The organism is Streptomyces sp. NPDC021100, from assembly GCF_044333095.1.
Classification (GTDB): Bacteria; Actinomycetota; Actinomycetes; order Streptomycetales; family Streptomycetaceae; genus Streptomyces.
In genome coordinates this window covers 557,900-582,858 of sequence record NZ_JBIRQH010000004.1, presented here as the reverse complement: position 1 = coordinate 582,858, position 24,959 = coordinate 557,900, and the positions used below count along the sequence as shown (strand labels likewise).

The 24,959-nt window shown below is 76.5% G+C and carries 20 protein-coding genes and 1 pseudogene; 13 read left to right on the top strand and 8 right to left on the bottom strand.

Annotation, left to right across the window (positions count from 1 at the left end; genetic code table 11):
• Nucleotides 1-183 precede the first annotated feature (183 nt).
• From ACH4PU_RS12050 to ACH4PU_RS12035, 4 genes are read left to right on the top strand one after another with little or no spacing between them, the layout of a single operon-like run.
• Nucleotides 184-828, top strand: coding sequence for a GntR family transcriptional regulator (locus tag ACH4PU_RS12050; protein ID WP_398269822.1), 645 nt, complete (start codon nucleotides 184-186; stop codon nucleotides 826-828).
• Entirely contained in the window at nucleotides 825-1,595 is a 771-nt protein-coding gene (locus tag ACH4PU_RS12045; RefSeq protein ID WP_398269819.1) for a LamB/YcsF family protein, read from the top strand. Before ACH4PU_RS12050 ends, ACH4PU_RS12045 begins: the two co-directional genes overlap by 4 nt.
• Nucleotides 1,592-2,233: an allophanate hydrolase subunit 1 gene (locus tag ACH4PU_RS12040; protein ID WP_398269816.1), complete on the top strand. Its 642-nt coding sequence runs from the start codon at nucleotides 1,592-1,594 to the stop codon at nucleotides 2,231-2,233. Before ACH4PU_RS12045 ends, ACH4PU_RS12040 begins: the two co-directional genes overlap by 4 nt.
• Complete coding sequence (locus tag ACH4PU_RS12035; protein ID WP_398269813.1) at nucleotides 2,230-3,093, top strand: biotin-dependent carboxyltransferase family protein; 864 nt, start codon at nucleotides 2,230-2,232, stop codon at nucleotides 3,091-3,093. Before ACH4PU_RS12040 ends, ACH4PU_RS12035 begins: the two co-directional genes overlap by 4 nt.
• A gap of 319 nt (nucleotides 3,094-3,412) precedes the next feature.
• On the opposite strand, the gene ACH4PU_RS12030 is transcribed toward ACH4PU_RS12035, so the two are convergent.
• Entirely contained in the window at nucleotides 3,413-4,549 is a 1,137-nt protein-coding gene (locus ACH4PU_RS12030; protein WP_398269810.1) for a glycosyltransferase, read from the bottom strand.
• 178 nt (nucleotides 4,550-4,727) lie between these two features.
• The gene (locus tag ACH4PU_RS12025) at nucleotides 4,728-4,904 is read right to left on the bottom strand and encodes a hypothetical protein (RefSeq protein ID WP_398269807.1); all 177 of its coding nucleotides are present in this window, start codon (nucleotides 4,902-4,904) and stop codon (nucleotides 4,728-4,730) included.
• Nucleotides 4,905-5,128: 224 nt separating this feature from the next.
• Between ACH4PU_RS12025 and ACH4PU_RS12020 the strand changes: the two genes are divergently transcribed.
• On the top strand, nucleotides 5,129-5,566 hold the full coding sequence (locus ACH4PU_RS12020) for an SPW repeat protein (protein WP_185946015.1): 438 nt from the start codon (nucleotides 5,129-5,131) through the stop codon (nucleotides 5,564-5,566).
• 322 nt (nucleotides 5,567-5,888) lie between these two features.
• Here the strand turns inward: ACH4PU_RS12020 and ACH4PU_RS12015 are convergent, their stop codons facing one another.
• Nucleotides 5,889-6,122, bottom strand: a complete 234-nt coding sequence (locus ACH4PU_RS12015) for a hypothetical protein (RefSeq protein WP_398269804.1) — start codon at nucleotides 6,120-6,122, stop codon at nucleotides 5,889-5,891.
• Between the two features lie 101 nt (nucleotides 6,123-6,223).
• Nucleotides 6,224-6,739, bottom strand: a complete 516-nt coding sequence (locus ACH4PU_RS12010) for a hypothetical protein (protein ID WP_398269801.1) — start codon at nucleotides 6,737-6,739, stop codon at nucleotides 6,224-6,226.
• A gap of 341 nt (nucleotides 6,740-7,080) precedes the next feature.
• On the opposite strand from ACH4PU_RS12010, the gene ACH4PU_RS12005 reads away from it, so the two are divergent.
• From ACH4PU_RS12005 to ACH4PU_RS11985, 5 genes are all read left to right on the top strand, one after another.
• Nucleotides 7,081-8,493, top strand: a complete 1,413-nt coding sequence (locus tag ACH4PU_RS12005) for an FtsW/RodA/SpoVE family cell cycle protein (protein ID WP_398269798.1) — start codon at nucleotides 7,081-7,083, stop codon at nucleotides 8,491-8,493.
• Nucleotides 8,494-8,651: 158 nt separating this feature from the next.
• On the top strand, nucleotides 8,652-10,265 hold the full coding sequence (locus tag ACH4PU_RS12000; RefSeq protein WP_398269795.1) for a carboxylesterase/lipase family protein: 1,614 nt from the start codon (nucleotides 8,652-8,654) through the stop codon (nucleotides 10,263-10,265).
• A gap of 42 nt (nucleotides 10,266-10,307) precedes the next feature.
• Nucleotides 10,308-11,891, top strand: coding sequence for an ATP-dependent DNA ligase (locus ACH4PU_RS11995; protein WP_398269792.1), 1,584 nt, complete (start codon nucleotides 10,308-10,310; stop codon nucleotides 11,889-11,891).
• A gap of 328 nt (nucleotides 11,892-12,219) precedes the next feature.
• Nucleotides 12,220-13,404 carry a YbdK family carboxylate-amine ligase gene (locus tag ACH4PU_RS11990; protein ID WP_398269789.1) on the top strand — a complete coding sequence of 395 codons (1,185 nt, stop codon included), beginning with the start codon at nucleotides 12,220-12,222 and terminating at the stop codon, nucleotides 13,402-13,404.
• 149 nt (nucleotides 13,405-13,553) lie between these two features.
• Nucleotides 13,554-14,429, top strand: coding sequence for an alpha/beta fold hydrolase (locus ACH4PU_RS11985; RefSeq protein ID WP_398269786.1), 876 nt, complete (start codon nucleotides 13,554-13,556; stop codon nucleotides 14,427-14,429).
• Between the two features lie 35 nt (nucleotides 14,430-14,464).
• Here the strand turns inward: ACH4PU_RS11985 and ACH4PU_RS11980 are convergent, their stop codons facing one another.
• Entirely contained in the window at nucleotides 14,465-16,474 is a 2,010-nt protein-coding gene (locus ACH4PU_RS11980) for a glycoside hydrolase (RefSeq protein WP_398269783.1), read from the bottom strand.
• Nucleotides 16,475-16,606: 132 nt separating this feature from the next.
• On the opposite strand from ACH4PU_RS11980, the gene ACH4PU_RS11975 reads away from it, so the two are divergent.
• Entirely contained in the window at nucleotides 16,607-17,743 is a 1,137-nt protein-coding gene (locus ACH4PU_RS11975) for an aromatic acid exporter family protein (protein WP_398269780.1), read from the top strand.
• 96 nt (nucleotides 17,744-17,839) lie between these two features.
• Here the strand turns inward: ACH4PU_RS11975 and proP are convergent, their stop codons facing one another.
• Both proP and ACH4PU_RS11965 read right to left on the bottom strand, forming a co-directional pair.
• On the bottom strand, nucleotides 17,840-19,471 hold the full coding sequence (gene proP, locus ACH4PU_RS11970) for a glycine betaine/L-proline transporter ProP (protein ID WP_398269919.1): 1,632 nt from the start codon (nucleotides 19,469-19,471) through the stop codon (nucleotides 17,840-17,842).
• 160 nt (nucleotides 19,472-19,631) lie between these two features.
• Entirely contained in the window at nucleotides 19,632-20,075 is a 444-nt protein-coding gene (locus tag ACH4PU_RS11965) for an ankyrin repeat domain-containing protein (RefSeq protein ID WP_398269777.1), read from the bottom strand.
• A 310-nt stretch (nucleotides 20,076-20,385) separates the two neighbouring features.
• Between ACH4PU_RS11965 and ACH4PU_RS11960 the strand changes: the two genes are divergently transcribed.
• Complete coding sequence (locus ACH4PU_RS11960) at nucleotides 20,386-20,580, top strand: hypothetical protein (protein WP_004948848.1); 195 nt, start codon at nucleotides 20,386-20,388, stop codon at nucleotides 20,578-20,580.
• Between the two features lie 91 nt (nucleotides 20,581-20,671).
• Nucleotides 20,672-22,369 (top strand): annotated as a pseudogene (locus tag ACH4PU_RS11955) (hypothetical protein); the annotation flags it as partial.
• 1,065 nt (nucleotides 22,370-23,434) lie between these two features.
• Here the strand turns inward: ACH4PU_RS11955 and ACH4PU_RS11950 are convergent.
• A complete protein-coding gene (locus ACH4PU_RS11950) occupies nucleotides 23,435-24,952 on the bottom strand; it encodes a PLP-dependent aminotransferase family protein (protein WP_398269774.1) in 1,518 nt (505 codons plus the stop codon).
• Between the last annotated feature and the right edge of the window lie 7 nt (nucleotides 24,953-24,959).

The following is a 24,959-nucleotide window of genomic DNA, read 5'->3' as shown; positions in this document are numbered from 1 at the left end:
CCCCGCCCGGTCCCCGTCCGAGGGGAGCCCAACGGGAGAAAGCGTGAACCGACTTGCCGAGGAGGCTAAGATGTTGTTCAACAATCCTCAAGGGTTCTCGCGCGGCCTCCGCACTTTCCTCACCGGGCCGCGCCGCTCCCCTCCCACGAGCACACGCCGGTCACCCTCTCCCCGGGAGAAGTCATGGCCCGTTCCACCGCGCAGCGCGTCTCCACCGTGCTCCGCGACCGCATCGAGGGCGGCGTCCTGCCGCCCGGCACCCAGCTCTCGGAAGAGGCCCTCGGCCAGGACCTGGGCGTCTCGCGCAACACCCTGCGCGAGGCGTTCCGCCTCCTCGTCCACGACAACCTCGTCGAACACCAGCTGAACCGGGGCGTGTTCGTCCGCTCCCCCGGCCCGGCGGACGTGGCCGACATCTACCGGCTGCGCGCCGCCCTGGAACTCGCCGGGGTACGCGCCGCCGCCCAGGCCCCCCGCGCGCTGCGCGAGGCCGTCACGGCCGCCGTGGCGGAGGCCGAGTGGGCGGCCGACGACGGCGACTGGCCCGCGGTCGCCTCCGCCGACCTGCGCTTCCACCGCGCCCTGGCCGGACTCAGCGGCAGCCCGCGGATCGACGCCACGATGGACCGGCTGCTCGCCGAACTCCGGCTCGCCTTCCACGCGATGCCGTCGCCGCGCGGCTTCCACCAGCCGTTCCTGATCCGCAACCGCACCATCGAGCGGTTCCTGGCCGAGGGACGGCCGGACCGCGCCGAAGCCGAACTGACCGCCTATCTGGACGACGCCCGGCAGCTCATCGTCGACACGATGCTGGAGAACCGCCCATGACGCACCCCGCTCCCGCCCTCGACCTCAACGCCGACCTCGGGGAGGGCTTCGGGCGCTGGCGGCTGACCGACGACGAGGCCCTGCTGTCCGTCGTCACCAGCGCCAACGTCGCCTGCGGCTTCCACGCCGGCGACCCCTCCACCATGCGGCGCGTCTGCGAACAGGCCGTCGCCCGCGGCGTTCGCATCGGCGCCCAGGTCTCGTACCGGGACCTGGCCGGTTTCGGCCGCCGCGCCATGGACGTACCGCCGGACGAACTCGCCGACGAGATCACCTATCAGATCGGCGCGCTGCGGGTGTTCGCCCGGGCGGCCGGCGGCGACGTCGCCTATGTGAAACCGCACGGCGCCCTCTACAACCGCGCGGTCTCCGACGCGGAGCAGGCGGGCGCCGTGGTGGCGGGCGTGCTGCGGGCGGGCGGCCGGCTGCCCCTCCTGGGCCTGCCCGGGTCCCGGCTGCTCGCGGCGGCGGAGGAGGCCGGACTCCCCGCCGTCACCGAGGCGTTCGCCGACCGCGCGTACACCGCCGCCGGCACGCTCGTCCCGCGCCGGGAGCGGGGCGCGGTCGTCACCGACGAGGAGGCCGTCGTCGCCCGGTCCGTCCGGCTGGCCCGGGACGCCGCCGTCACCGCGCTCACCGGCGAGGAGGTCGCCGTCCGGGCCCGCTCGCTCTGCCTGCACGGCGACACGCCCGGCGCTGCGGCGCTGGCCCGCAGAGTGCGGGCGGCGCTGGAGGCCGCGGGCGTCCGGCTGGAGGCGTTCGCGTGACCGCCGCCCGCACCGGAAGTGCCCCGCACCCCCTGCGCGTCGGGCGGCACGCGCTGCTCGTCGAGGTCGCCGACACCGCCGCCGCCCAGGCCCTGCACGCCGAACTCCTGCGCCGCCGCGCGGCCGGGACCCTGCCGCCGGTCACCGAGATCGTCCCCGCGGCGCGCACGGTCCTGCTCGACGGCCTGGACGACCCGGGCGCCCTCGCGGCCGACCTCGCCCGCTGGACCGTGCCGCCGCTGCCGCCCGCCGAGGGCGAGCCCGTCGTGATCCCGGTGCGGTACGACGGCGAGGACCTCGCCGAGGTGGCCGCGCTCTGGAACGTCCCGGAGTCGGAGGTGCCACGCCTCCACTCCTCGCTCGACTTCCGGGTCGCCTTCTGCGGCTTCGCCCCCGGCTTCGGCTATCTGACCGGCCTGCCACCGGAGTTGCACGTGCCGCGCCGGGCCACCCCGCGCACCGCCGTCCCCGCCGGCTCGGTCGCGCTGGCCGGCCCGTACACCGGCGTCTACCCGCGCTCCTCCCCCGGCGGCTGGCTGCTCGTCGGCCGGACGGACGCGGTGATGTGGGACGCGGCCCGCGAACCGGCCGCGCTGCTCGCCCCCGGCACCCGGGTCCGCTTCGAGGTGCTCCGATGACCGCCCTCACGGTCGTCCGCCCCGGGGCGCTGACGACCGTCCAGGACCTCGGCCGGCCGGGCCACGCCCACCTCGGCGTCCCCCGCTCCGGCGCCCTCGACGCCGCCGCCCACCGGCTCGCCGACCGGCTCGTCGGCAACCCCGAGACGTACGCGACGCTGGAGACGACGGTCGACGGCTGCGCCGTGCGCGTCGGCGCGGCCGTCACGTTCGCGGTCACCGGAGCGCCTTGCGCGGTACGGGCGGACGGCAGGCCAGTCGCCTGGGGCGCGCCCGTACGGGTCCCGGCGGGCACGGTCGTCGAGGTGGGCCGGGCACGCGCCGGCCTGCGCTCCTACCTCGCCTTCGCCGGCGGTGTGGACGTCGCCCCGGTCCTCGGCAGCCGCTCCCGCGACCTGCTCTCCGGCCTCGGGCCCGAGCCGCTGACCGCCGGCGCGGTGCTCCCCCTGGGCGCCCCCTGCGGCCCGCCCGCCGCCGTGGACGCGGCCCCCTGCCCGGCGCCCCCCTCCGACGCGCTGGTGCTGCCCCTCGTCCCCGGCCCGCGCGCCGACTGGTTCGCCCCGACGGCCCTGGACGCCCTGACCCGCGGCGCCTACCGGGTCTCCCCCGCGAGCAACCGCATCGGCCTGCGCACCGAGGGCCCGGCCCTGGAACGCTCCGTCCCCGGCGAACTCCCTTCCGAGGGCATGGTCCTGGGCGCCGTCCAGGTCCCCCCGGACGGCCGCCCGGTCGTCTTCCTCACCGACCACCCGACGACGGGCGGTTACCCGGTCATCGGCGTCGTCCCCGAACCCGCCCTGACGGCGGCGGCCCAGGCGGTACCGGGCACGCGGGTCCGCTTCACGGTGACGCGAGCGTGACCCGGCCGCGCGGCGGTGCGGATCCAGCCCGTCCGGCGCTTGAGGACCTCACGACGCAGCGAGCCCGACCCAGCCCGTCCGGCGTTTGAGGACAACCGCGCGGAGCGCGGTTCCGGGGCCCGGGGAGGCGGTGCGGACCCAGCCCGTCCGGCGTTTGAGGACCTCGCGGCGCAGCCGCGATGCGGGGGTCCGGGGCGCAGCCCCGGAAGAAACGGTGAAAGGGCGGGGCCGGGGCATGACACCACCCCGCCGCTCCGGACGGGCCGGAACACCGGTGCCGGCCGGCCGGCACCGAACCGAAGCCGCGACAGCGGCCACCTCACCCACCCGCCCGCACCCGCGGCCCCCGCACCACCACCTCCCCGTAGTGCCCGAGAAGTTCGCCGACGGCCACCGGCCAGCTGCGAGTGAGCACGGAGGCGCGGGCGGCAATCCCGTAATCGGCACGTTGGCGACGCCGGGTCTGCAGCGTGAGGACCGCTTCGACCAAGGCGAGCGCATCATCGGGACGGACGAGAAGGCCGGTACGGGCGTGCCGGACGAGGTCCAGCGGGCTGCCGGCGGCGGGCGCGACGACGGGGACGCCGCTGGCCAGCGCCTCGTGGACGGTGTGGCAGAACGTCTCCCCGCGGCCGGGGTGCACGAAGACGTCCAGGGAGGCCAGGATCCGGGCCAGATCGCCGCCCCGGCGGCAGCCGAGGAACCGGGCGCCGGGCAGGGCCGTCCGCAGGGCGGCGGCGGACGGCCCGTCGCCGGCCACCACCAGCCGTACCCCGGGCAGCGCGCAGACCGGGGCCAGCAGGTCCAGCCGCTTGGCGGGCACGAGCCGGCCGGCGTAGCCGACGAGCAACTCCCCGCCGGGTGCCAGCGCGTGGCGCAGTTCGAGGTCGCGGCGGTCGGGGTGGAAGCGCTCGGTGTCGACGCCGGGCGGCCAGAGGTGGGCGCCGGGCACGCCGTGGTCGGCCAGGGCGCGGACGGCTTCCGCCGAGGGCGCGAGGGTGCGGTCGGCGGCGCGGTGCAGGGCGTGGGCGCGCCGCCGGGCGGCGGCCGGCCGGAGCGCGCCCCGGCCGGGGGCGCCGGCCAGGTGGACGGCGACCGCGGGGACGCCGAGCCGGACGGCCGCGGCGAGGCCGCGCGCGCCGAGCCGGCCCGCCGCGGCCAGGTGGACGACGTGCGGCCCGTGGGCGGCGAGCGCCCGGGCCAGCCGTCCGCCGGGCAGCGGAGGGCGCCGGGCGGGGTGTCCCGGCAGCGGCAGTGTGGGCAGGCGGACCACGGGCGCGCGGCATCCGTCGAAGGGATCGGGCGTCTCGCCCGGGCACCCGGCGGACGGCCGGGCGGGGGCGACGACCAGCGGCTCGTGGCCGCTGAGCGCCAGCTGCCGGGCGGTCTCCCAGGTCTGGTGGGCGATGCCGTTGACGTCCGGAGGGAACGACGCGGTGACGATGGCGACGCGCATACCGCTGTTGTCGGTGGCCGGGGCGTGCCGCGGGTCACGGGGATCTTTCCTGACGGGGAACGTCCCGTGAGCGTTGTCCTCGCGGAGTGGAGGGGTGCGGGCGGCGATGAAGGGCGCGGACGGGTGCGGGCGGGTTCGCCCGCGCCGGCGGGCCCGTGGCCGGGTCCGCCGGTGGTGGTCAGTCCGTGCCGCGGATGATGTGCGGCTCGGGATCCTCCTCGTCGCCCGCCGCGTCGTACTCGCCGCGCGGTGCGGCGCGCCGGGCGGGCGGGCCGGTGGGCGCGGGGCCCGTCGGCGTGTCGAGGACCGGTATGCGCGGCTGGACCCGCTCTTCCTGCCCTGTGGGGTTGTCCATGGTGGTACCTCCCCCTGAGGTGCCGTGCGATGGGCCGGGGGCACCGGCCCCGGAAGGCAATGCCTTCCCCGCACATGCGTCCGGTACGCGCGGGCGGATTCCCGTCACCGGAACGGACTATTGGCCACTTCTCCGACGCACAACTCTTTTCGGGTGAAGTTGCACACAATCCGGTTAAACTACAAGAAGGTCCGAATCCTCGTTTGGGAAGGAAGGTGGCTGACGTGACCGCCCATACGTCACCCCGGATCGACCAGCACCCGGACATCATGGCGCTCCGCGCCCACTCCGAGGAGACGACGGCGATGCCCGCCGCCCAGGCCGTGGAGGCCCTCGCCCTGCTGTGCGGCGTCTACCTGGCCGCCTCGCCCTGGATCGTCGGCTTCAACGGCTTCTCCACCCTGACCGCCAACAACCTGATCACTGGTGTCGCCTTCGCCCTCCTGGTCGGCGGCTTCGGATCCGCCTACGAACGCACCCACGGCATGAGCTGGGCCGCCCTGGCCATCGGCGCCTGGACGATCATCTCGCCCTGGGTCGTGTCCGGGCACGCGTTCACGACCGGCGCCAACGTCAGCAACGTCATCGTCGGCGCCGTCTGCTGCGTGGTCGCCCTCGCCCTGGCGGGCATGGGCGTGAGCCGGGCCCGCGCCCGGCGCTGACCGGCCGGCGGGCGACCGCGCCGCGCCAGGCCCCTGGCGCCCGCCCGGCCCTGACGATCCGACACCCGCCCGCGGCGGCGCGGACGGGACGACCGGGCCCGCGTGACCGTCACGAGAGACGGCCACGCGGGCCCGTACGACGTCGGCCCCACGCAGGCCCGTACGACATCCACTCACGCGAGCCAACAGCGCGTCCGTCCCACACGAGCCCACACCACGTCCGCCCCATGCGGACCCACACCACGTCCGCCCCACGCGGGCCCGTAGCACGTCTGCCCGGCACCCGCCCGCAGGCGAGCGCTGACGAGCGCCGCGCGCGGTGTCAGCGCGTCAGCACCTCCGCGGACCCCGCGCCCTCGCCGACCGCCCGTCTCCGGGCGCCCGCCTCCGCGCCCCCGGCCGCCGGGGGCGCGGTCACGCCCGGCGGGGGCGGGCCGGTCTCCGCGGACCAGCCGGCCCGGTCCGCCCCCTCGCCGAGCGCCCGCCGCGCGCGCTTGCGCAGCTGTGTGTCCATGTCACGGCGGATCCGTCCGATGATCTCATCCATGTCGGGCATGCGGGCGACAGTAGATCATCAGACTTCGGCACCGCATGGGTTCACGGGTATTCACCCGGGCGGATGAACGAATCCCCGGCGGGCGACCCCGGCATACCGGCTCAGCCGCCCTGCGCCCCGGCCAGGGCCTCCTCGCCCGCCCGCGCGTACCAGCGGTCGCCGCGCTGCTCCGCCAGGCCGTGGCCGGCCAGTCCGGCGACGTGCTTGAGGATGGTGCGCGGCTGGTAGCCGACGACCGCGCAGAGGTCGTCGACGGACGCGCCGTCCGCGCCGCGGGAGCGCAGCCCGTCCCAGGTGCGCGCCTCGTGCCGGCCCAGCCCGGGGACGGCCGCCGGGCGGGCTCGTACGCCCGCGGGCGGCGGGACGTCCGCACCGGCGGCGGCGGGAGCCCCCGCACCGGCCTCGGACCGGGGCTCCGCCAGAGCCCCCACCCGAACGTCCGCCCCGCCCTCCCCGCGAGCGTCCGCCCGCGCCTCCCCCCTGCCTTCCTGCCGGCTCTCCACCCTGCCCTCCTGCCGAGCTCCCCAGCGGGCCTCCGGGCGCGACGAGCCGCCGCCGACCGGCCGCGGGGTCCGGTTGACCCGGCGGTGCCTGCGGCCCTTCTGGCGCTTGCTCATGAACCACTCTCCGTCCTGTCACGAGGGGCCCGCCATGCGGGCCCGGGGTGGGGCGGCGGCCCGCGGGACCGCGTGCCGCCGAGGGGTCAACCAGTGCCGCGCCGGGCCGGTTACGCCACCGGAGCGAAAGCCCGCCCGGGGGCGGGCCTCCGGCCCTGAGCCACCCTGGGCGACCCGATCATGACGCAGGGCTACCACGGAGTGCCGGAGAGCAGTCCTCCTTGTCGGATATGTGACGCTGGTGGCGTGCACATAACGAATGTCGAGGATGGGACGGGAGTCACCGGATTGCGAAGGAACCGTGCGCCCTCCCGCGTTTCCCGCGACCGGGGCCGATCATCATGACGGGTGTGAGCGTGGAACCGGTACGCGTGGCGGACGGCGGCGACGAGGTTCCCGCCGCGGCCTCGGCCGTGCGCGGACGGCGGCGCCGGTACGAGGCGGTGCTGCTCTGCCTCGCCGTCGCGATCAGCGTCCTCGGCTACCTCTACGCGGGGCTGGCCACCACCGGAGACGTCCCGGACGGCCTGCCGGGCTTCGCCGGCGCGATGGCGTGCCTGGCCCTGGTGCCGCACCTGGTGCTGCGCCGGTGGGCCCGCCACGCCGACCCGCTCATCCTGCCGCTGGCCACCCTGCTGTCCGGCCTCGGCCTGGTGCTGCTGTTCCGGCTCGACCACGCCTACGCGGCCCGCTACCACTCCCCCGGCACCGCCCCCGGCCAGCTGCTCTGGACGGTCATCGGCGTCGCCGTCTGCGTCGGCGTCCTCGCGGTGCTGCGGGACCACCGGTGGCTCCAGCGGTACATCTACCTGACCATGGTCGTGGCGCTGGTGCTGCTGATGGCGCCGGCCGCGTTCCCCGGCGACACCTACGGCGCCAAGCGGTGGATCTTCCTGGGGCCGCTGTCGTTCCAGCCCGGCGAGTTCGTGAAGACCATGATCGCGATCTTCTTCGCGGGTTATCTGGTCGCCCACCGCGACGCGCTCGCGCTGACCGGCCGCAAGGTCCTCGGCTTCCGCCTGCCGCCCGGCCGGCAGCTCGCGCCGATCCTCGCCGTATGGGTGCTGAGCCTGCTGGTCCTGGTGCTCGAACGGGACCTCGGCACCTCGCTGATCTTCTTCGGGCTGTTCGTGGTGATGCTCTACGCGGCCACCGAGCGCACCAGCTGGGTGCTGTGCGGGCTGCTGATGGCCGTGGTCGGGGCCGCCGCCGTCGGCTCCACCGAGCAGCACGTCAAGGGCCGCATCGTCGCGTGGCTCCACCCGTTCGACATCTACCTGCCCAAGGCGCAGCGGCCGCCGGGGCTGATCTCCGACCAGGCCGCGCAGGCCCTGTTCTCGTTCGGCAGCGGCGGCCTCTCCGGGACCGGTCTCGGCCGGGGTCATCCGGAGCTCATCGGGTTCGCCGGCCGCAGCGACTTCATCCTCACCACGGTCGGCGAGGAGCTGGGCCTGGCCGGGCTGATGGCGGTGCTGCTCGTCTACGCGCTGCTGGTGCAGCGCGGGCTGAGCACGGCGCTGCGTTCCCGCGACCCGTTCGGCAAGCTGCTGGCCGTGGGGCTGGCGGCGGCGCTGGCGCTCCAGGTGTTCGTGGTGGCCGGCGGCGTCATGGGGCTGATCCCGCTGACCGGCAAGGCCCTGCCGTTCCTCGCCAAGGGCGGCTCCTCGCTGGTCGCCAACTGGCTGCTGATCGCACTGCTGCTGCGGATCAGCGACGCCGCAGGGCGGGAGCGGGAGGCGGCGCGGCCCGGGTAGTGCGGCGGGGGGGGACAGCGGGCTCGGCCGTTCGCGCCGTCCGACGGCGCATCCGCGCGCCGTGTGGTCCACGGTGAACGGGCAGTACCCCGGGGAGACCCGCGCGCCTGCCGAGGCTCGTACGACCCGGGTGCCGCCTCCACCGAAGGAGCGTCAGCATGCCCCACCCCCTTCCCGCCGGCCACCGTCGCACCGCCCTGTGCGCCGGCCTCGCCGCCGCCCTCCTCGGCTGCGCGACCGCCCTCGCCCCCGCGCCGGCCGCCGCCGCGCCCCACCGCGCCGACCCCGTCGTCCACACCGCGAAGGGGGCCCTCCGGGGGCGCGCGCACGGGGCGTACGAGACGTTCCGGGGCGTCCCGTACGCCCGGCCGCCCATCGGGGACCTGCGCTGGCGCGCCCCCGTGCCCGTCCCCCCGTGGCGGGGCGTACGGGACGCGGGGGCGTCCGGCCCGCGCTGCGCGCAGGCGGACCTGAAGACAGGCGTGCCCGTCGGCTCCGAGGACTGCCTCCGGCTCGACGTCACGCGGCCCGCCGGCCGGGCGCCGGCCCGGGGCCGGCCGGTCATGGTCTGGCTGCACGGCGGTGCCTTCGTCAGCGGCTCGGCCGCCGACTATCCGGCCGGGCGGCTGGCCACGCGCGGGGACGCGGTGGTGGTGACGGTCGAGTACCGGCTGGGCGTCTTCGGCCTGTTCGGCCACCCCGGGCTGGGCGGGGCGCCGGACTTCACGCTCGCCGACCAGCGGGCCGCCCTGCGCTGGGTCCGGGACAACGCCCGCCGCTTCGGCGGCGACCCCGGGCGGGTGACCCTCTTCGGCGAGTCGGCGGGCGCCCTGAGCACCTGCGCCCACCTCGTCGCGCCGGGGTCCGCCGGGCTGTTCCACAGAGCGGTGCTGCAGAGCGGGTCGTGTCTGACGAGCATGCCGAAGGGGGCCGTGGTGCCCGGCGCGCCCGCGTGGTCCCCCTGGGCGCGGGAGCGCGACACCCGCGCGGCCGGCGAGGCGGCGGCGCGCCGGCTGGGCTGCGGGCGCGCGGCGGACGCCCTGCGCTGCCTGCGGGCGCTGCCGGCCGCCAAGCTCGCGACGCCGGAGCTGATGCGGGCGTTCTCCCTCGTCTCCTACGGCAACCGGCTGCTGCCCGAGGAGCCGGGCCGGGCCCTGCGGACGGGCCGCTTCCGGCGGGTGCCGGTGGTCCAGGGCACCAACCGCGACGAGATGCGGTACTTCGTGGCCGACTCCTTCGCCGCGTACCCCGTCCGCGACGAGAAGGACTACCGGGCCCGGCTGCGCGACTCCTTCGGGGACGCGGCGGCCGCCGTCGAGCGGCACTACCCGGCCCGCGCCTTCCCCTCCCCCGCCCTCGCCTGGGCCGCCGTCCTCACCGACCGCTCCTGGACGTGCACCACGCTGCGGGCGGACCGGCTGCTGGCGGCGCGGGTGCCGGTGTACGGGTACGAGTTCGCCGACCGGTCGGCGCCCAACGCCTTCGGCCTGCCCACCGTCCCCGAGGTCCCGTACGGGGCGGCGCACGGCTTCGAGCTGCCGTACCTGTTCGACGTCCGGGTGCCGTTCACGGCCGGGCAGCGGGCGCTGTCGGCGCGGATGGCGGACGCGTGGACGCGGTTCGCCCGGACGTCCGTCCCGGGCCCGGAGTGGCCGGGGTTCGGCGGCCGGGCGCCGCGGGTGCTGTCGCTGGCCCCCGGGGCGGGCCGGATCCGGCCGGTGGACGCGGCGGCGGTCCACCGGTGCGCGTTCTGGGAGCGGCACGGCGCCTGACCCCGGCCTGCGGCCCGGCCGGCCCCGGTGCACGATGGGGACATGCTGCTGGCCGAGCTCGCCCGGGTGTCCGCCGAGGTGGCGGCGGTCCGCGCGCGGTCCGCGAAGGTGGCGCTGCTGGCCGGGCTGTTCCGGGACGCGGAGCCGGTCGAGGGCCCGCTCGTGGTGCCGTACCTGGCGGGCCGGCTGCCGCAGCGCAGGACCGGCCTCGGCTGGAGCACCCTGCGGAACCCGCCCGCCCCGGCCGGTGCGCCCTCGCTGACCGTCGCGGAGGTGGACGCCGCGCTCACCGCCATCGCGGCCGTGGCCGGCAAGGGGGCGCAGGCCGAACGGAAGCGGCGGGTGGACGCCCTGCTGGCCCGGGCCACCGGGGAGGAACAGCGCTTCCTGCTCCGGCTGATCGGCGGCGAGCTGCGGCAGGGCGCCCTGGACGCGCTGGCCGCCGAGGGCCTCGCGGCGGCGACGGGCGCGACGCCGGACGCGGTGCGGCGGGCGGTGATGCTCGGCGGCTCGCTGGGCGCCGTGGCCCGCGCCCTGCTGGCGGACGGCCCGGCGGCGCTGGAGGCGTTCCGGCTCCGGGTGGGGCGCCCGGTGCAGCCGATGCTCGCGCAGACGGCCAAGGACGTCGACGACGGGCTGGACCGGCTCGGACCGTGCGCGGTCGAGGAGAAGCTGGACGGCATCCGCGTCCAGGTGCACCGGGACGGCACCGAGGTCCGCGTCTGGACCCGCACCCTGGACGACATCACCGACCGGCTGCCGGAACTGACGGCCACCGCGCGGGAGTTGCCGGTGACGTCGGCGGTCCTGGACGGCGAGGTGATCGGCCTGGACGCGGCCGGCCGGCCGCACCCCTTCCAGGACGTCGCCGGCCGGGTCGGCACCCGGTCCGCCACGCCGGGCGGGCTGCCCCTGTCGCCGGTCTTCTTCGACGCGCTCGCCGTGGACGGCCGCGACCTGCTGGAACTGTCCACGGCGGACCGGCACGCCGAGCTGGCCCGGGTGGTGCCCGAGCCGCTGCGGGTCCGCCGGCTGGTGGCCGCCGACCCGTCCGACGCCGACACCCGGGCGGCGGCCCGGGAGTTCGCGGCGGAGGTGCTGCGGCGCGGCCACGAGGGCGTCGTCCTCAAGGCCCTCGGCGCGCCGTACACGGCGGGCCGGCGCGGCGCCTCCTGGCTGAAGGTGAAGCCCGTGCACACCCTGGACCTGGTGGTGCTGGCCGCCGAACGCGGCAGCGGCCGGCGCACCGGGAAGCTGTCCAACCTGCACCTGGGCGCGCGGCGGCCGGACGGCTCGTTCGCCATGCTGGGCAAGACGTTCAAGGGCCTGACCGACGCGATGCTGGAGTGGCAGACGCGGCGCCTGGGCGAGCTGGCGGTGCACGACGACGGGTGGGTGGTGACGGTCCGCCCGGAACTGGTCGTCGAGATCGCCTACGACGGGCTCCAGCGCTCCACCCGCTACCCGGCGGGCGTGGCCCTGCGCTTCGCCCGCGTCGTCCGCTACCGCGAGGACAAGCGGGCGGAGGACGCGGACACGGTGGAGGCGGTCCTGTCGTCGGACGCGGGCGCCCGCGTCCGCCCCGCCGGGGAGGACCCGGCGGCGGACGGGGAGCCGCCGGCCTGACAACGGCATCGGGAAGTTTCCCTTCCCCGGTCCGGGAGGCGGGACGGCGGCGGCGGTCTGTGCCGGCGCTGTTCCCGAGGGCGCGGAGCGAGCGGTGGGGCGAACGCGGAACCCGTCCGGCGCCGCCCCGCGCGGTCCGCGCCGGAGCGGCCCGTCACGGCGGCTCCGCTCCTGCCACCCGTTCGGGGGAGGCCGTTTGCGGGGTCCGTGTGACAGGGCGGGGCGGAGAGCCGAGTCTGGCCTGGTGGAAGGCAACGGCGAAGCACACGGAACGGATTCTCGGCCTCCCGCACCGGGAGGCGTGGGGGACGGCGGCGGGGTGCCGACGGTGGGGGTGGAGGAAGAGTACTTCCTGGTGCGCGCCGACACCCGTGCCGTGGCGCCGGCCGGGCCGCGGGTGGCGGGCCGGGCTGCCCGGGACCTGGGGAACTCGGTGGCCGGCGAGTTCACGGACTTGCAGGTCGAGGTGCGGACCCCGCCGTGCACCAGGATGGACGACCTGCACGCGCACGTGGTGCGACTGCGGCGGAGCGTGGCCGCCCACGCGGCCGTGGAGGGCCTGCGGATCTGCCCGTCCGGGACACCGGTGATCGGAGGCGGCGGCAGGGTGCCCGTGGGCGATCACCCCCGGTACCGGGCCGGTGTGGACCTGTTCCGGTCGCTGATGGACGACTTCGCCATCTGCTCGCTGCATGTCCATGTGTCCCTGCCCGACCGGGAGGTGGCGGCCCTGGTAGGCAATCACCTTCGTGCGTGGTTGCCGCTGCTGGTGGAGATGAGCGCGAACTCACCGTTCCGCGACGGCCGGGACACCGGCTATGCGAGTTGGCGGTCGGTGATCCGCCTGCGCCTTCCGGGGCTGGGGCCGCAGCCGTATGTCGAGTCCTTCGACGACTACCGGCGCGTCGCCTCGGCCATGGCCGAGGTGGGGGCGGTGTCCTTCGCCGAACTCCCGTTCTGGGACGTCCGACCGCACCCGCACCTGCCGACCCTGGAGGTCCGCTGCATGGACGTGCTCGCCGAGCCCGCCGACTCGGCGGCGGTGGCGGCCGTCGTGCGCGGTCTGGTGGTGACCTGCGCCCGCCTGGTGGAGAACGGCGACAACGGCCCGCGGCTGAGCGGTGAGCTGTTGCGCGGGATCTATTGGCGCAGCGCACGCGACGGCTGGCCGGGTCTGGGCCTGGATCCCGTGTCCGGACGCATGCTGCCCGCACCCGAACGCGCCAGGCGGCTTGTGGACCACATCCGTGCGGCACTGGAGGAACTGGGGGACCTGGAAAGGGCCACTGCCCTCCTCGACCGGCTGGCCGTCCGCGGGACGGGTGCGCACCGTCAGCGTGCCGCGTACCGTGCGGGTGGCCTGTCCGCGGTCGTGGACGACCTGGCGAGGGCCACGACGTCCCCGGGCTCCGGCCCCGGGCCCGACGCCGCCGGTCCCGGGCCGGCACCGGGCGGTACGGGCGGACCCGCCGCGCGGCCCCCCTGCCCCCCGGGGTCCGCCCCTCATCGGTAGAGGGCACCCGCAGAGGCGCCCCGGCCCGCCCCGCGTCCTCGGACACAGGGCCGGCGTGGGCCGCCTGCCCGCTCACGGGCCGAGGACCGGGAACACCTGCGAGCGACCCCCGCGTACCCGCCCCCGCCGCCGTGTGCATGATGTGGATCATGACGATCTCGGTGACGCCCCCGGCCCGGACCGGGGAGGAGCTGCTGTCCGACGGCAGGGTGCTGGGCTGGGCGGAGTGGGGTCCCCCGGACGGTACGCCGGTGCTGTTCTGCCCCGGCGCGGGCACGAGCCGGCGGCTCGGCTTCGCCGCCGGGGCGGTGGCGGGCGAGGGCGTCCGGCTGATCGCCCTGGACCGGCCCGGGCTGGGCGCCTCCTCGCCCGCCCCCGGGCGGACGTTCGCGGACTTCGCCGCGGACGTCGGCGAGTTCACCGCCCGCCGGGGCCTCGGCCGGCCCGCCATGGCCGGCCATTCCCAGGGGGCGCCCTTCGCCCTGGCCTGCGCCGCCGCCGGGGTGACCGGAGCGCTGGCCGTGGTCGCCGGGGCGGACGAGGTGGCCGAACCCCGCTTCGCGGACGCCCTGCCGCCCGAACTCCGTTCCCTCGTGGACCTCTCGGTGCGCGAACCGGAGGCGGCGGAGCGGGTCTTCGCCGGCTTCGGCCCGGGGAACCTGTGGGACCTGGTCATGGCGCACAGCCCCGTCTGCGACCTGGCCGTCTACCAGGAGGCGGGGTTCGCCGCCGCGTACCGCGAGGCGCTGGAGGAAGGCTTCCGGCAGGGCGCCGCGGGCTACGCCCGGGACACCGTCCTCGCGATGGGGCGCTGGGGGATCGGTCTGGCGTCCGTCACCGTGCCGGTGGACGTCTGGTACGGCGCGGAGGACACCGGCCACTCCCCCGACCTCGGACGCGGCCTGACCGCGCGGATCCCCGGAGCCGTCCGGCACGTCGTGCCCGGCATCGGCGGCGCCGTCCTGTGGACGGAGGCGCGGCAGATCCTCCGGACCCTGACGGCGCACGCGGGCCGGCCCGTCTGACGCACGGGGGCGCCGGGCACCTCCGCGCGTACCCGCTACCGGTTGACGTCCGCCGGGCAGAGCCGCCGCGGCTTCGCGTCACCCTTCAGCTCGGCGTCCACGCAGCCGCCCGGCAGCCCCTGGTACGCCGTGGTGCCGAAGTTGGCCGTCACGGTGAGGACACCGTCGCCGAAGACCGTCCGCTGGACCGTACGGTCGCCGGTGAGCGTGCGGAAGCCGGTCATCGCCTCCGTCCCCGCCGCCTTGTGCAGCGGCGAGAAGTACCGCTGGAGAGCGGCGAGTTCGGCGCCCCGCTCCTTGACGGACGGGCCGTCGAGGACGAAGTTGAGCGGCGTGTTGTAGAGCATGGCGAGCAGGGCCCGCGCGGTCTTCTGCTTCGGCAGCTTGTCGTACGGGAGCTCCCAGCGCTCGGTGTTGACGAGCGAGTCGTGCAGGGCCGTCTCGTAAAGGGGGACGCGGTACGCGGGGTCGTACATCGCCTTGGCGACGTCGGCGGGGAGTTCGGCGGGCTTGAAGAAGATCCCGGGGGCCTTGGCGGGGGTGTAGCCGCCCCACTTCTCCTTGTCGCGCTCGGCCTTCCACAGCCCGTCGGCCACCGGGGTGCCGGAGCCGTGGTCGAAGGCGAGGACGCCGTTGGCCCAGGCGCCGGCGGACTCGGAGCCGAGGACGAGGCGGTCGTGGCCGGCGAGCCGTCCCATCCGGGCCAGCCGGTTGGCGCGGTCGCGGGCCTTGGTCATCGGGTGGGCCGGGCTGTGGTCGCGGAACAGCTCCCCGGCCGCGTCCACGTCGAGGAAGTAGCTGTCGGCGCCGTTCCTCGTCATGGCACGGGTGCGGTCGGCGAGGTGGTGCTTGCCCGGCTCGGCCTTCTCGAACGCCTCGGAGCTGAGGTAGCAGCCGCGGTCGTGGAAGCCGGGCTCCGGCTTGCCGTCGGCGCCCCGGACGCAGAAGTCGGGGTACACGGTGCCGGGCCAGACGGAGGTGGGGGCGTCGGAGGTCTTCGGGTCCTGGCCGTTGGCGAACGAGTCGTAGGGGCCGACGAGGTAGCCCGCCTCCTTGGCGGCGGCGACCGCCTTGGCGTCCATCGGCGTGTCGTCGGCGTCGTAGCCGAGCCACATCCGGTCCACGCCGAGGGCGCGCAGCGCGCGGACGCCGTCCGCGGTGCGGGCCTGCCCCCAGGTGTAGGCGTGGAAGGCACCCAGCAGCTTCTTGGTGGCGGGCAGGGCCTGTGCCTTGCGGCGGAGGCTGCCGAGCTGCCCGTGCTCGGCGAGCCAGGCGCGGTACTCGCGGGCGGGGGCGACCGGGGAGCCGTCGGTGAGGGCGAAGGCGACGGTGTACTCGGTGGTGCCTTCGCCGCGCGAGAAGCGGTGGGCGGCGGCGGTCCGCAGCCGGCCGCCCTCGGAGGTGACGCGCAGGGTGGTGCCGATGTCGGTGGGCACCAGGTAGCCGACGCCGCGGCCCGGCCCGAGCCCGTACCCCCACAGGGGCAGCGAGAGGCCGGAGTCCACGGCCGTCTCGCCGTCCACGAGACCGGCGCGCGGGGAGTTCCAGAAGGGGTCGGCGACGGGCAGCGACAGCCCCTCGCCGCGGGCGAGCTGGAGGCTGGACGCGGCCCGGTCGCCGCCGGTGACCGGCCAGTTCAGCGTGGTGTCGGCGGTGCCGCCGGCCTTGATCGTGGCGAGCAGCCGGCCGTGGTCGGCCCGGGCGGTGACGGCGATTCCGGTATGCGGGTAGTCCCAGCGCGCCCCGTCGGCGGTGGCGGTGACGCGGCCGGGGGCGCCGAGCGCGCCCGCGGCGGGGGCGGAGAGTTCGGCGGTGCCGCCGCCGGCGGTGCGGGCGGTCACCCGGAGGGTGGCGGTGTCGACGGTCGCGGTGCCGCCGCGGACGGGGATGTCGACGAGGCCGCCGTGGATCCGGGGGCCGGCCGTCGCGGCCCGGGAGGGCGCGGGGGCGGCGTCGGCGGAGGGGGCGAGGGAGACGCACGGGAGGGTCGCCGCGAGGGCGACCGCCACGGCGCGGGCGACGTGACGTGAGGTCGTGATGCTCATGGGGAGTTGATAGTGAACGGACGTAAGAAAGCGTTCTCACAATTCCCCCCTGACGACCGCCCCGGACATGGATCCGCCCGGATGTGGCACACACACAAGGTGTGGCGAGAGAGAACGATGTGGCGCAGGACAGTGGAAGAGGTCTCAGCGGCGGGACGGGCGCTGCGAGGGGCCTGGCAGGGGCCGGGCCGGGAACGGGAGCTGGTGATCCTGGCCTTCAAGGCGACCCTGGCGGCGGTGGCCGCCTGGGCCCTCGCCGCCTGGCTGCTGACGAACACGCTGGCACTGATGGCCCCCTGGGTGGCGCTGCTGCTGGTCCGGACGACGGTCTACCGCTCGCTCGCGCAGGCGGCCCAGCAGACGCTGGCCATCGCCCTCGGGACGGTCATGGCCACCGCCGGCGGCATGCTGCTGGGCGGGACGCTGACGGCCATGGCGGTGGTGCTGCCGGTGGCCCTGCTGGTCGGGAACTGGCAGCACTTCGGCGACCAGGGGCTGGCGGGCGCCACGTCGGCGCTGTTCACCCTCGCCGGGGGCGAGTGGTCGGTGGGCATCGCCGTCGACCGGGTGCTGGCCGCGCTGCTCGGCGCGGTGGTGGGGGTGGCGGTGAACGCGTTCGTCCTGCCGCCGGTCTCGCTGCGCAGCGCCCGGGACGCCATCGGCGAGGTGGTCACCGAGTGCCGGACGGTCCTCGACGCGATGGCGGAGGGGGTGGCCGAGGGCTGCGACCACGGCCGGGCGGTGGGCTGGCAGGAGCGGGTCCGGCGGCTGCCCCGGCTGCTGGCCGGGGTGCGGTCGGCGATCGGCTGGGCGGAGGAGAGCGCGCGGTTCAACCCGCACCGGCGCCGGAGCGAGCTCCTGTGGCGGGCGAAGCCGTCGTACGAGGAGACCGCGCACACCCTGGAGCACGTCGTCGACCATCTGGAGGGACTGTCCCGCACCCTGGTCGAGGCCACGGACGCCGGTCACCCGCGCCGGCTGCCCGGCCCGGACGCCGCCCGCCCGTACGGCGACTTCCTGCACCGGGTGGCGCGGGCCCTGTGCGCGTACGGCCGTACGGTGACCGGGGACGACCCGGCCGCCGCCCGGGAGGAGCTGCTGCGGGAGCTGCGCGGGGTGGAAGCGGCGCACGGGACGCTGCGCGCTCGGCTGGCCGGGCAGGCGTCGACCGACCCCGAGGCGATCGAGCTGATCGGCTCCCTGCTGGCGGAGGCCCGCCGGCTCACCCAGCGGCTGCGGGTGCCGGAGGACTCGGAGGAGGCCGCGTGAGGCGGGAGGGCACGGAGGAGGCCGCGTGAGGGCGGTACGGCCGCGCCGCCCGTCCCCGGTGTCCCGGGTGGGCGGCGCGGCCGTACGAGGAGGGGCTCAGGAGCGGTCGTCGCCCGGGCCGTCGGACGGCGGCCCGGACTCGTCGTGCGCCCGCCCCGGGTGGCGCAGGTGGAGCCAGACGTCCCTGGCCCGGCGGCCGGCCTCGGTGCGGCTGCGGGCGACCAGGCGGCGGGCCTGTTCCGGGGACTCCACCATCGGGCCCGAGCCGCGCAGCGGCTTGCCCGCCGTCTCGTGCAGGAAGAAGGCGGAGACGAAACCGACGACGCCCGCGCCCATCAGGTAGTAGGCGGGGATCATCCGGTCCCCCGTCTGCTCCAGCAGCGCGGAGACCACCAGCGGGGTGGTGCCGCCGAAGAGCGAGACGGAGATGTTGAACGAGACCGAGAGCGCGCCGTAGCGCATCCGGGTGGGGAAGAGGGCGGGGAGCGTGGAGGCGGCGGTGCCGGCGAAGACGACGAGCAGCAGCCCGAGCATCAGGCAGCCCAGCGCCGGCAGCAGCGTGCCCCCGGCCCGGATCAGGAGGATCGCCGGGATCGCCAGGGCGACCATCGCGGCGCTGCCGACCATGAACATCGGCCGGCGCCCCCACTGGTCGGAGGAGCGGCCCACGGTGGTGATGGTGAGCGCCACCACGATCATGGTGCCGAGGATCAGCAGCTGGGCCGTGGTGGGGTCCTTGCCGAGCGTCTCGGTCATGTAGGTGGGCAGGTAGGACGTCACCAGGTAGTTGGTGACGTTGTAGACGATGACCAGGCCCATGCAGATCAGCACCGCGTGCCAGTGCTTGGTGAAGATCTCGCGCAGCCGGCCGTGGCCGGACTGGCGGGCCTCCTCGGCGCCCTCGGCCACCGCCTCCTCGTCGCGGGCGGCGGGGGCGACGCCGGCCTCGGCCGCCGCGCGGAAGGCGGGGGTCTCCTCCAGCCTCATCCGCATGTACAGGCCGATCAGCCCGAGCGGTCCGGCGAGCAGGAAGGGCAGCCGCCAGCCCCAGTCCGTCATCCCGTCGTCGCCGAGGACGGCGGTGAGCACGGTGACGAGGCCCGAGCCGAGCGCGTAGCCGACGAAGGTGCCGAAGTCGAGCCAGCTGCCCAGGAAGCCGCGGCGCTTGTCGGGGGCGTACTCGGCGATGTAGGTGGTGGCTCCGGCGTACTCGCCGCCGGTCGAGAAGCCCTGCACCAGGCGGCAGAGCAGCAGCAGGACGGGCGCGGCGACGCCGATCGTCCCGTAGGTGGGGAGCAGGCCGACGGCGAAGGTGCTGACCGCCATCATGATCATCGTGGCGGCGAGGACGCGCTGCCGGCCCACGCGGTCGCCGAGCGGCCCGAACACCAGCCCGCCCAGGGGACGGACGAGGAAGGCGGCCGCGAAGGTGGCGAAGGCGGAGATGACCTGGGCGCCCGGGGAACTGGAGGGGAAGAAGACCTTGCCGAGGGTGGCCGCCACATAGGCGTACACACCGAAGTCGAACCACTCCATCATGTTGCCGAGCGCCGCGGCGGACACGGCACGGCGGACCTCCGGGCGGTCCGCGACCGTGACCTCCTCGATGCTCAGGGGCGACTTGCTCCGCCGCAGCAGCGTGCGGAGCAGCCGGTCTGTGGCCGAGGTGCCGCCCCGTGCGGGGGCACCCCGTACGGTCTTCGGGGTTCGTCTGCGCTCGGCGCCCATGATCACCTGTCGGAGAGTCTGGCGGGACACGTGGTCCCGTTGGTCCCTTCCGGTATGGGTACGCACTTTGGCGCTGTTTATTCGCTTATGGCTCACGCGGATGCGTCTTGCCCGGTCGTCACACGTAAAACCTGCGCTTCACGGGGCCGCGCGCCCCGCACTACGCGCCCCGGAACAGCTCCAGCAGGTCCTGGCGGCCGAACATGCCGGCCGTCTCCACCGCCGACGGCACCCCGGCCGCCGGGTCGGCGCCGTGCGCGACGAGCAGCCGGACCACCTCGTCCTCGGACTTGAAGACCGCGCCGGCCAGCGGCGTCTGCCCGCGGTCGTTGGCCCGGTTCGGGTCGGCGCCCCGGTCCAGCAGGGCGGCGACGGTCCGGGGGTGCCCGTGGTAGGCGGCGAGCATCACGAGGGTGTCGCCCCGGTCGTTGGTCAGGTTCGGCGGCACGCCGGCGTCCACATAGGCGGCGAGGGTGTCGGTGTCCCCGTGCCGGGCCAGGTCGAAGACCTTGGCCGCGAGCTGGAGCACCTCGGGGTCGTGCGCGGGTTCGGCGGGGCCGGAGGCGGGCGGGGTGGGCTCGGCGCCGGGCGTCGGCTCGGGCATGGTCGGCGGTCCTCGGGGTCGGGGCCCACGGCGGGGCCGGTCGGTCCGGGCCGCTCACGGGCCCGGCGCGGGTCGGGCCGCGGTACACGGCCCGGTTCCCGATCTTTCCCAGGACCCACCCTACGTACGCCCGACCCGCCCGGAACCCCGGACGGCCCGGCCGCGGCCGAGCGGGTGAACCGGCCGTGCGTCACTCGTGCGCCTCTCCCCGGATGCGTCACTCGTGTGCCTCTTCCCGGATGTCCGGATCCCTGCTTGCTGTGACGCTGGGAGGACTCATGGTGACCGCCCCACCAACAGGAGACCTCCCATGATCCTCTCCATCTCCGGCGTCGTGCTGCTGGGCATCGTCGTGTTCCTGTTCTTCCGCAAGGACGGTCTCAAGGCCAGCCACGCCCTCGTCTGCGCCCTGTTCGGCTTCTACCTCGCCGGCACCGCCATCGCCCCCAGCATCAAGGCGGGCGGCGCCAGCCTCGCCGGACTGCTGGGCGGGCTGCGGTTCTGACCGCCCGCCGCGCGCGGTACCGGTCCGTCCCGCCGCGCGCGGCGCCCGTCCACCCCGAAGCCCCACCCCGCCCCGACGTCAGGAGGCCGCCATGGGCCGGCGCGGAGTCCCCCGCACCCTGACCGACCGAGCCCCGCTCACCCCCGGCCGGGAGCTCGCCCACAGCGTCACCGACAGCGCCCGCGACGTGCTGCACCCGGTCATCACCATCGGCCGCGGCCTGCGCTCGCTGGCGGCGGCCGGGCGGCGCGGCTGGGCCCGCACCCCCCGGGACCGGCGCGGCGCCGCGCTGCTGCTGGCCGCCTCCTGCATGCTCATCGTCGCCCTCATCCCCTACGGGCCCCCGCTGGCCGCCGCCGCGCTGCTGGCCGCCGGCGCGTGGCGTGGCCGGGACCGCGCCGGCGCCCCGACGAGCCGTCAGGACCCGGTGGAAGGACGCCTCCAGGCCCTGTACGAGGCCCTCGTCCCGTACTTCTCCTCGCCGCTCGACCCGACACCGCTCTACTCCCACGGAGGCATCTGGAAGCAGGCGTTCGACGACCACGCCTTCGACGACGAGGGCCGGCTGGTCGCCCTGCGGCTGCGCTACCCCGCGTACTTCACCGACGGGGAGAGCGAGGCCCGCGCCCGCATCGAGCACCTGCTGCAGACCAAGGCGGGCCGGGGCCGGGAGTACCGCTTCGTCTGGGACGAGGAGGAGGGCGTCCTCGACCTGTCCGTACTGCCCGCCCTCCCCGCCGGCATCCGGGCCCAGCGCTTCGTGACCGCCCCCGGCGAGGTCCTGCTGGGCTTCACCGACCCGGAGGCCGTGCAGCGGACGCTGCCGGTGACCGACGGGAACGTCACGCGCGACGTGCCGCCGGTCATCTGGCGCACCGGCCAGCGGTCCTCCGAACCCCACCTGCTGGCCCTCGGCCGGCCCGCCGGCGGCGTCACCACGCTGCTCCGCTCGGTGCTGCTGCAGGCCCTGCACCACGGGGACGTGGTGATCGTGGACGGCGGCGGGGCGGGCGAGTACGCGTGCCTGGCCGGCCGGGAGGGCGTCCTGGCCGTGGAGTCCGCGCCGCCCGGCGCGACGGCCGCCCTGGAGTGGGCCGCGCAGGAGACCCAGCGGCGCCTGGTGGCCATCAACACGGCCCGGCAGCAGGGCCGTCCGGCCCCGGAGGACGTCCGCCGCCCGCTGTGGATCGTCGTCGACCGCCCCGCGGCGCTGAGCGCCCTCGCCGCCGGCGAGGGCCGCCCCGACCCGCAGGACCTGCTCCAGGTGCCACTGCGGCACGGCCGGGCCGCGAACGTGACCGTCGCGCTCGGCGAACAACTGGAGAGCGAACGGCTGCTCACCGAGGCGGTGCTCGCCCACACCCGGGCCCGGGTGGTCCTGGGCCCGGTCCCCTCCGGCCAGGTGCGCGACACGCTCGGCGAACTGCCGCAGACCACGCCCGTCAACGAGGTGCCCCCCGGCCGGGGTTACGCCCGCCTGGGCACCGGCCCGGTCCACCGCCTCCAGGTCCCGGCCACCCCCGACCCGTACGACGAGGGCGCCCCCGAACCCCACCGCCGCGCCGTCGCGGACCTCCTCCCCCCATGGCCCCCGACGGAACAGCTCGCCGCCCCGGCGTCCCACCCGTCCCCGCGCCCGCCGGAGACCAGAGACGCCGGGCCGCGCCCGGGCGGCTGGGACCACGCCCCCGCGAACGGCACCGCCCCCGCGCCGGCGGAGGCGCCGGGACGCCATCCGGCGGACGGCCCGGGCGCGCGCTTCGCGGACAGCCCGGCACCCGGCGGGGGAGCGCCCTCGCATGACGGGGCGGCCTACCTGCCGCCCGACGGCCGGGACCACGCGTCCGCGTCCGCCACCACCGGCGCACCGCCGGAAACATCGGACCGCTACGCGGCGAGTGGGCCGGCCCCCGAAGGCTCACGGTTCGCCGACAGTCCCGGCACGGGAGCGCCCCCGCAGACCTCGGCCTACCTGCCGGCGGACGGCCCGGCGGCCCACCCGCACGGCCGGAGCCGGGCATTCGCCTCCGACGCCACCTCCGCGCCGCCCGTGGCGTCGGGCCGCTATCCGGCGGACGGCCCGGGCGCGCGCTTCGCCGACAGCCAGGCGACGCCCGGCGCGGGAACGCCCTCGCAGGGCGGAGCCTGTCTGCCGCAGGACGGCCAGGCGGCCCGCCCGGACGGTTGGGGCCGGGCACCCGCGAGCGGTGCCCGCCCCGCGCCGCCCGACCCGTCGGGCCGCTACCCGGGCGACACCTCCGGCCACTACGCGATGGACCCCCCGCTCCCCGAGAGCACCCGGCACGCCGGCCACCCGCAGACGTACGCCCCGGGCGGGCAACCGGCGGACGGCTCCGGCCACTACGCCGCGGGCTCCCCGGCCCACGACGGCGCTCACGCGGGCTCCACCGGTCACCGGCCGGCGGACGGCACGGCTCACGCGCCGGCGGATGCCTCCGGGCGCTACCCGGCGGACGTTCCGGGCGGCTTCCCGGCGGACGCCTCCACGGGCTTCCCGCCGGCCGGTCCGGGCCACGACGGCGCCTGGGACACCGCCCACCGGCAGGACGCCCCGGGACGGCCGCAGGCGGACCGCTCCGGCCACTTCCCGGTGGACCCTTCGCTCCACGCGGGCTCCCGGCACGCCGGCCACCACACCGCGGACCCCTCGGTCCGCACGAGCACCGGCCGCCACGCGAGCCCCGGCGCCCCCGCCGACCCTGCCGCCCCTGCCGCCCCTGCCGCCCCTGCCTCCTATGCACCGGCGCACGTGTACCCGGTCGGCGGTCAGGACCCGTACCAGCCGGGCACCCAGGGCCGCTATCCCGCAGCCCCCGCCGACTCCACCGACCCCTCAGGCCACGAACGTGCGCGGCGCGTCGGCCGCCACGGGGGCGCCGCTGGCCACCAGCCGGGCGGCCTCGGCGAGCCGGGACACCGCCTCGTCGGCGACCGGCCCGGTGACGGTGAACGGCAGCCGTACGTACCCTTCGAAGGCGCCGTCCACGCCGAACCGCGGACCGGACGGCACGCGTACCCCCAGTCGTTCGCCGACCTGGGCGATCCGCGAGCCGGACAGTCCGCCGGTGCGTACCCACAGGGTGAGGCCGCCCTCCGGGACGGTGAACTCCCAGTCGGGCAGCCGCGCTTCGAGGGCCGCGACGACCGCGTTCCGGCTGTCGAGCACTTCGGCGCGGCGCGCGGCGACGGCCTCCTCCCACCCGCCGGTGTCCAGCAGCCGGGTGACGGCGAGCTGTTCCAGTACGGGCGTTCCCAGGTCGGCATAGGCGCGGGCCGCGACCAGGCTGCGGATCACTTCGGGGGCGGCGCGTACCCAGCCGATCCGCAGCCCGGCCCAGAACGACTTGCTGGCGGAGCCCACGGTGACCACCGTGCTGCCGGCCGGGTCGAAGGCGCAGACGGGGCGGGGCATGGCCAGCCCGGGTTCCAGGGCGAGGTCGGTCATGGTCTCGTCGGCGACCAGTACGGTGCCGGCGGACCGCGCCGCCTCGACGAGTTCGCGCCGCTGGGACTCGGGGGCGAGGGCGCCGGTGGGGTTGTGGAAGTCGGCGATCACGTAGGCCAGCCGGGGGGCGGCGTCCCGCAGGACCTGGCGCCAGGCGGGCAGGTCCCAGCCGCCGAGCCGGTCGGCCATGCCGACGGGTACGAGCCGGGCACCGGCCTCGCGCAGCAGCTGAAGGACATTGGCGTACGACGGTGACTCGACGGCCACCCGCTCGCCGCGCCCGGCCAGCAGCCGGCCGATGGCGGCGACGGCCCCCATGGCCCCGGTGGTCACCATGATCTGCTCGGGCATGGTGGGGATGCCGCGCGCGGTGTAGCGGTCGGCGAGAGCGCGGCGCAGGGAGGGGAGCCCGGCGGGGTAGTCGCCGTGGGTGTGCGCGTAGGGCGGCAGTTCCTCCAGCGCCCCCTGGAACGCCTGGGTCAGCCAGGGCTCGGGCGCGGTCAGCGCGGCGCAGCCGAGGTCGATCATCGAGCCGGCGGTCTCCGGCGGCAGCGGGTCCAGGGCCCGGGTGGGCAGCGGGCTCCCGGCGGGCACGGCGGTCCAGCTGCCGGCCCCGCGCCGGGATTCGAGGAACCCCTCGCCGCGCAGCGCCTCGTAGGCCGCGGCGACGGTGGTCCGGCTGACGGAGAGGGCCGTGGCGAGCTCGCGCTCGGCGGGCAGCCGGGCGGCCACCGGGACGCGTCCCTCCAGGACGAGCAGCCGGACGCGGTCGGCGAGCGAGCGGTAGGCGGGCGTGCGGCGGCCGTTGAGGGGCGTCACGCCGCCCCGGGACTCCGGGCCGCCGCCCTGGGCGTCGAGAAGACGGGCGAGCTGCTGCGCCCCCACCGAGGCGGTCCACTGACTCACGTTTGCG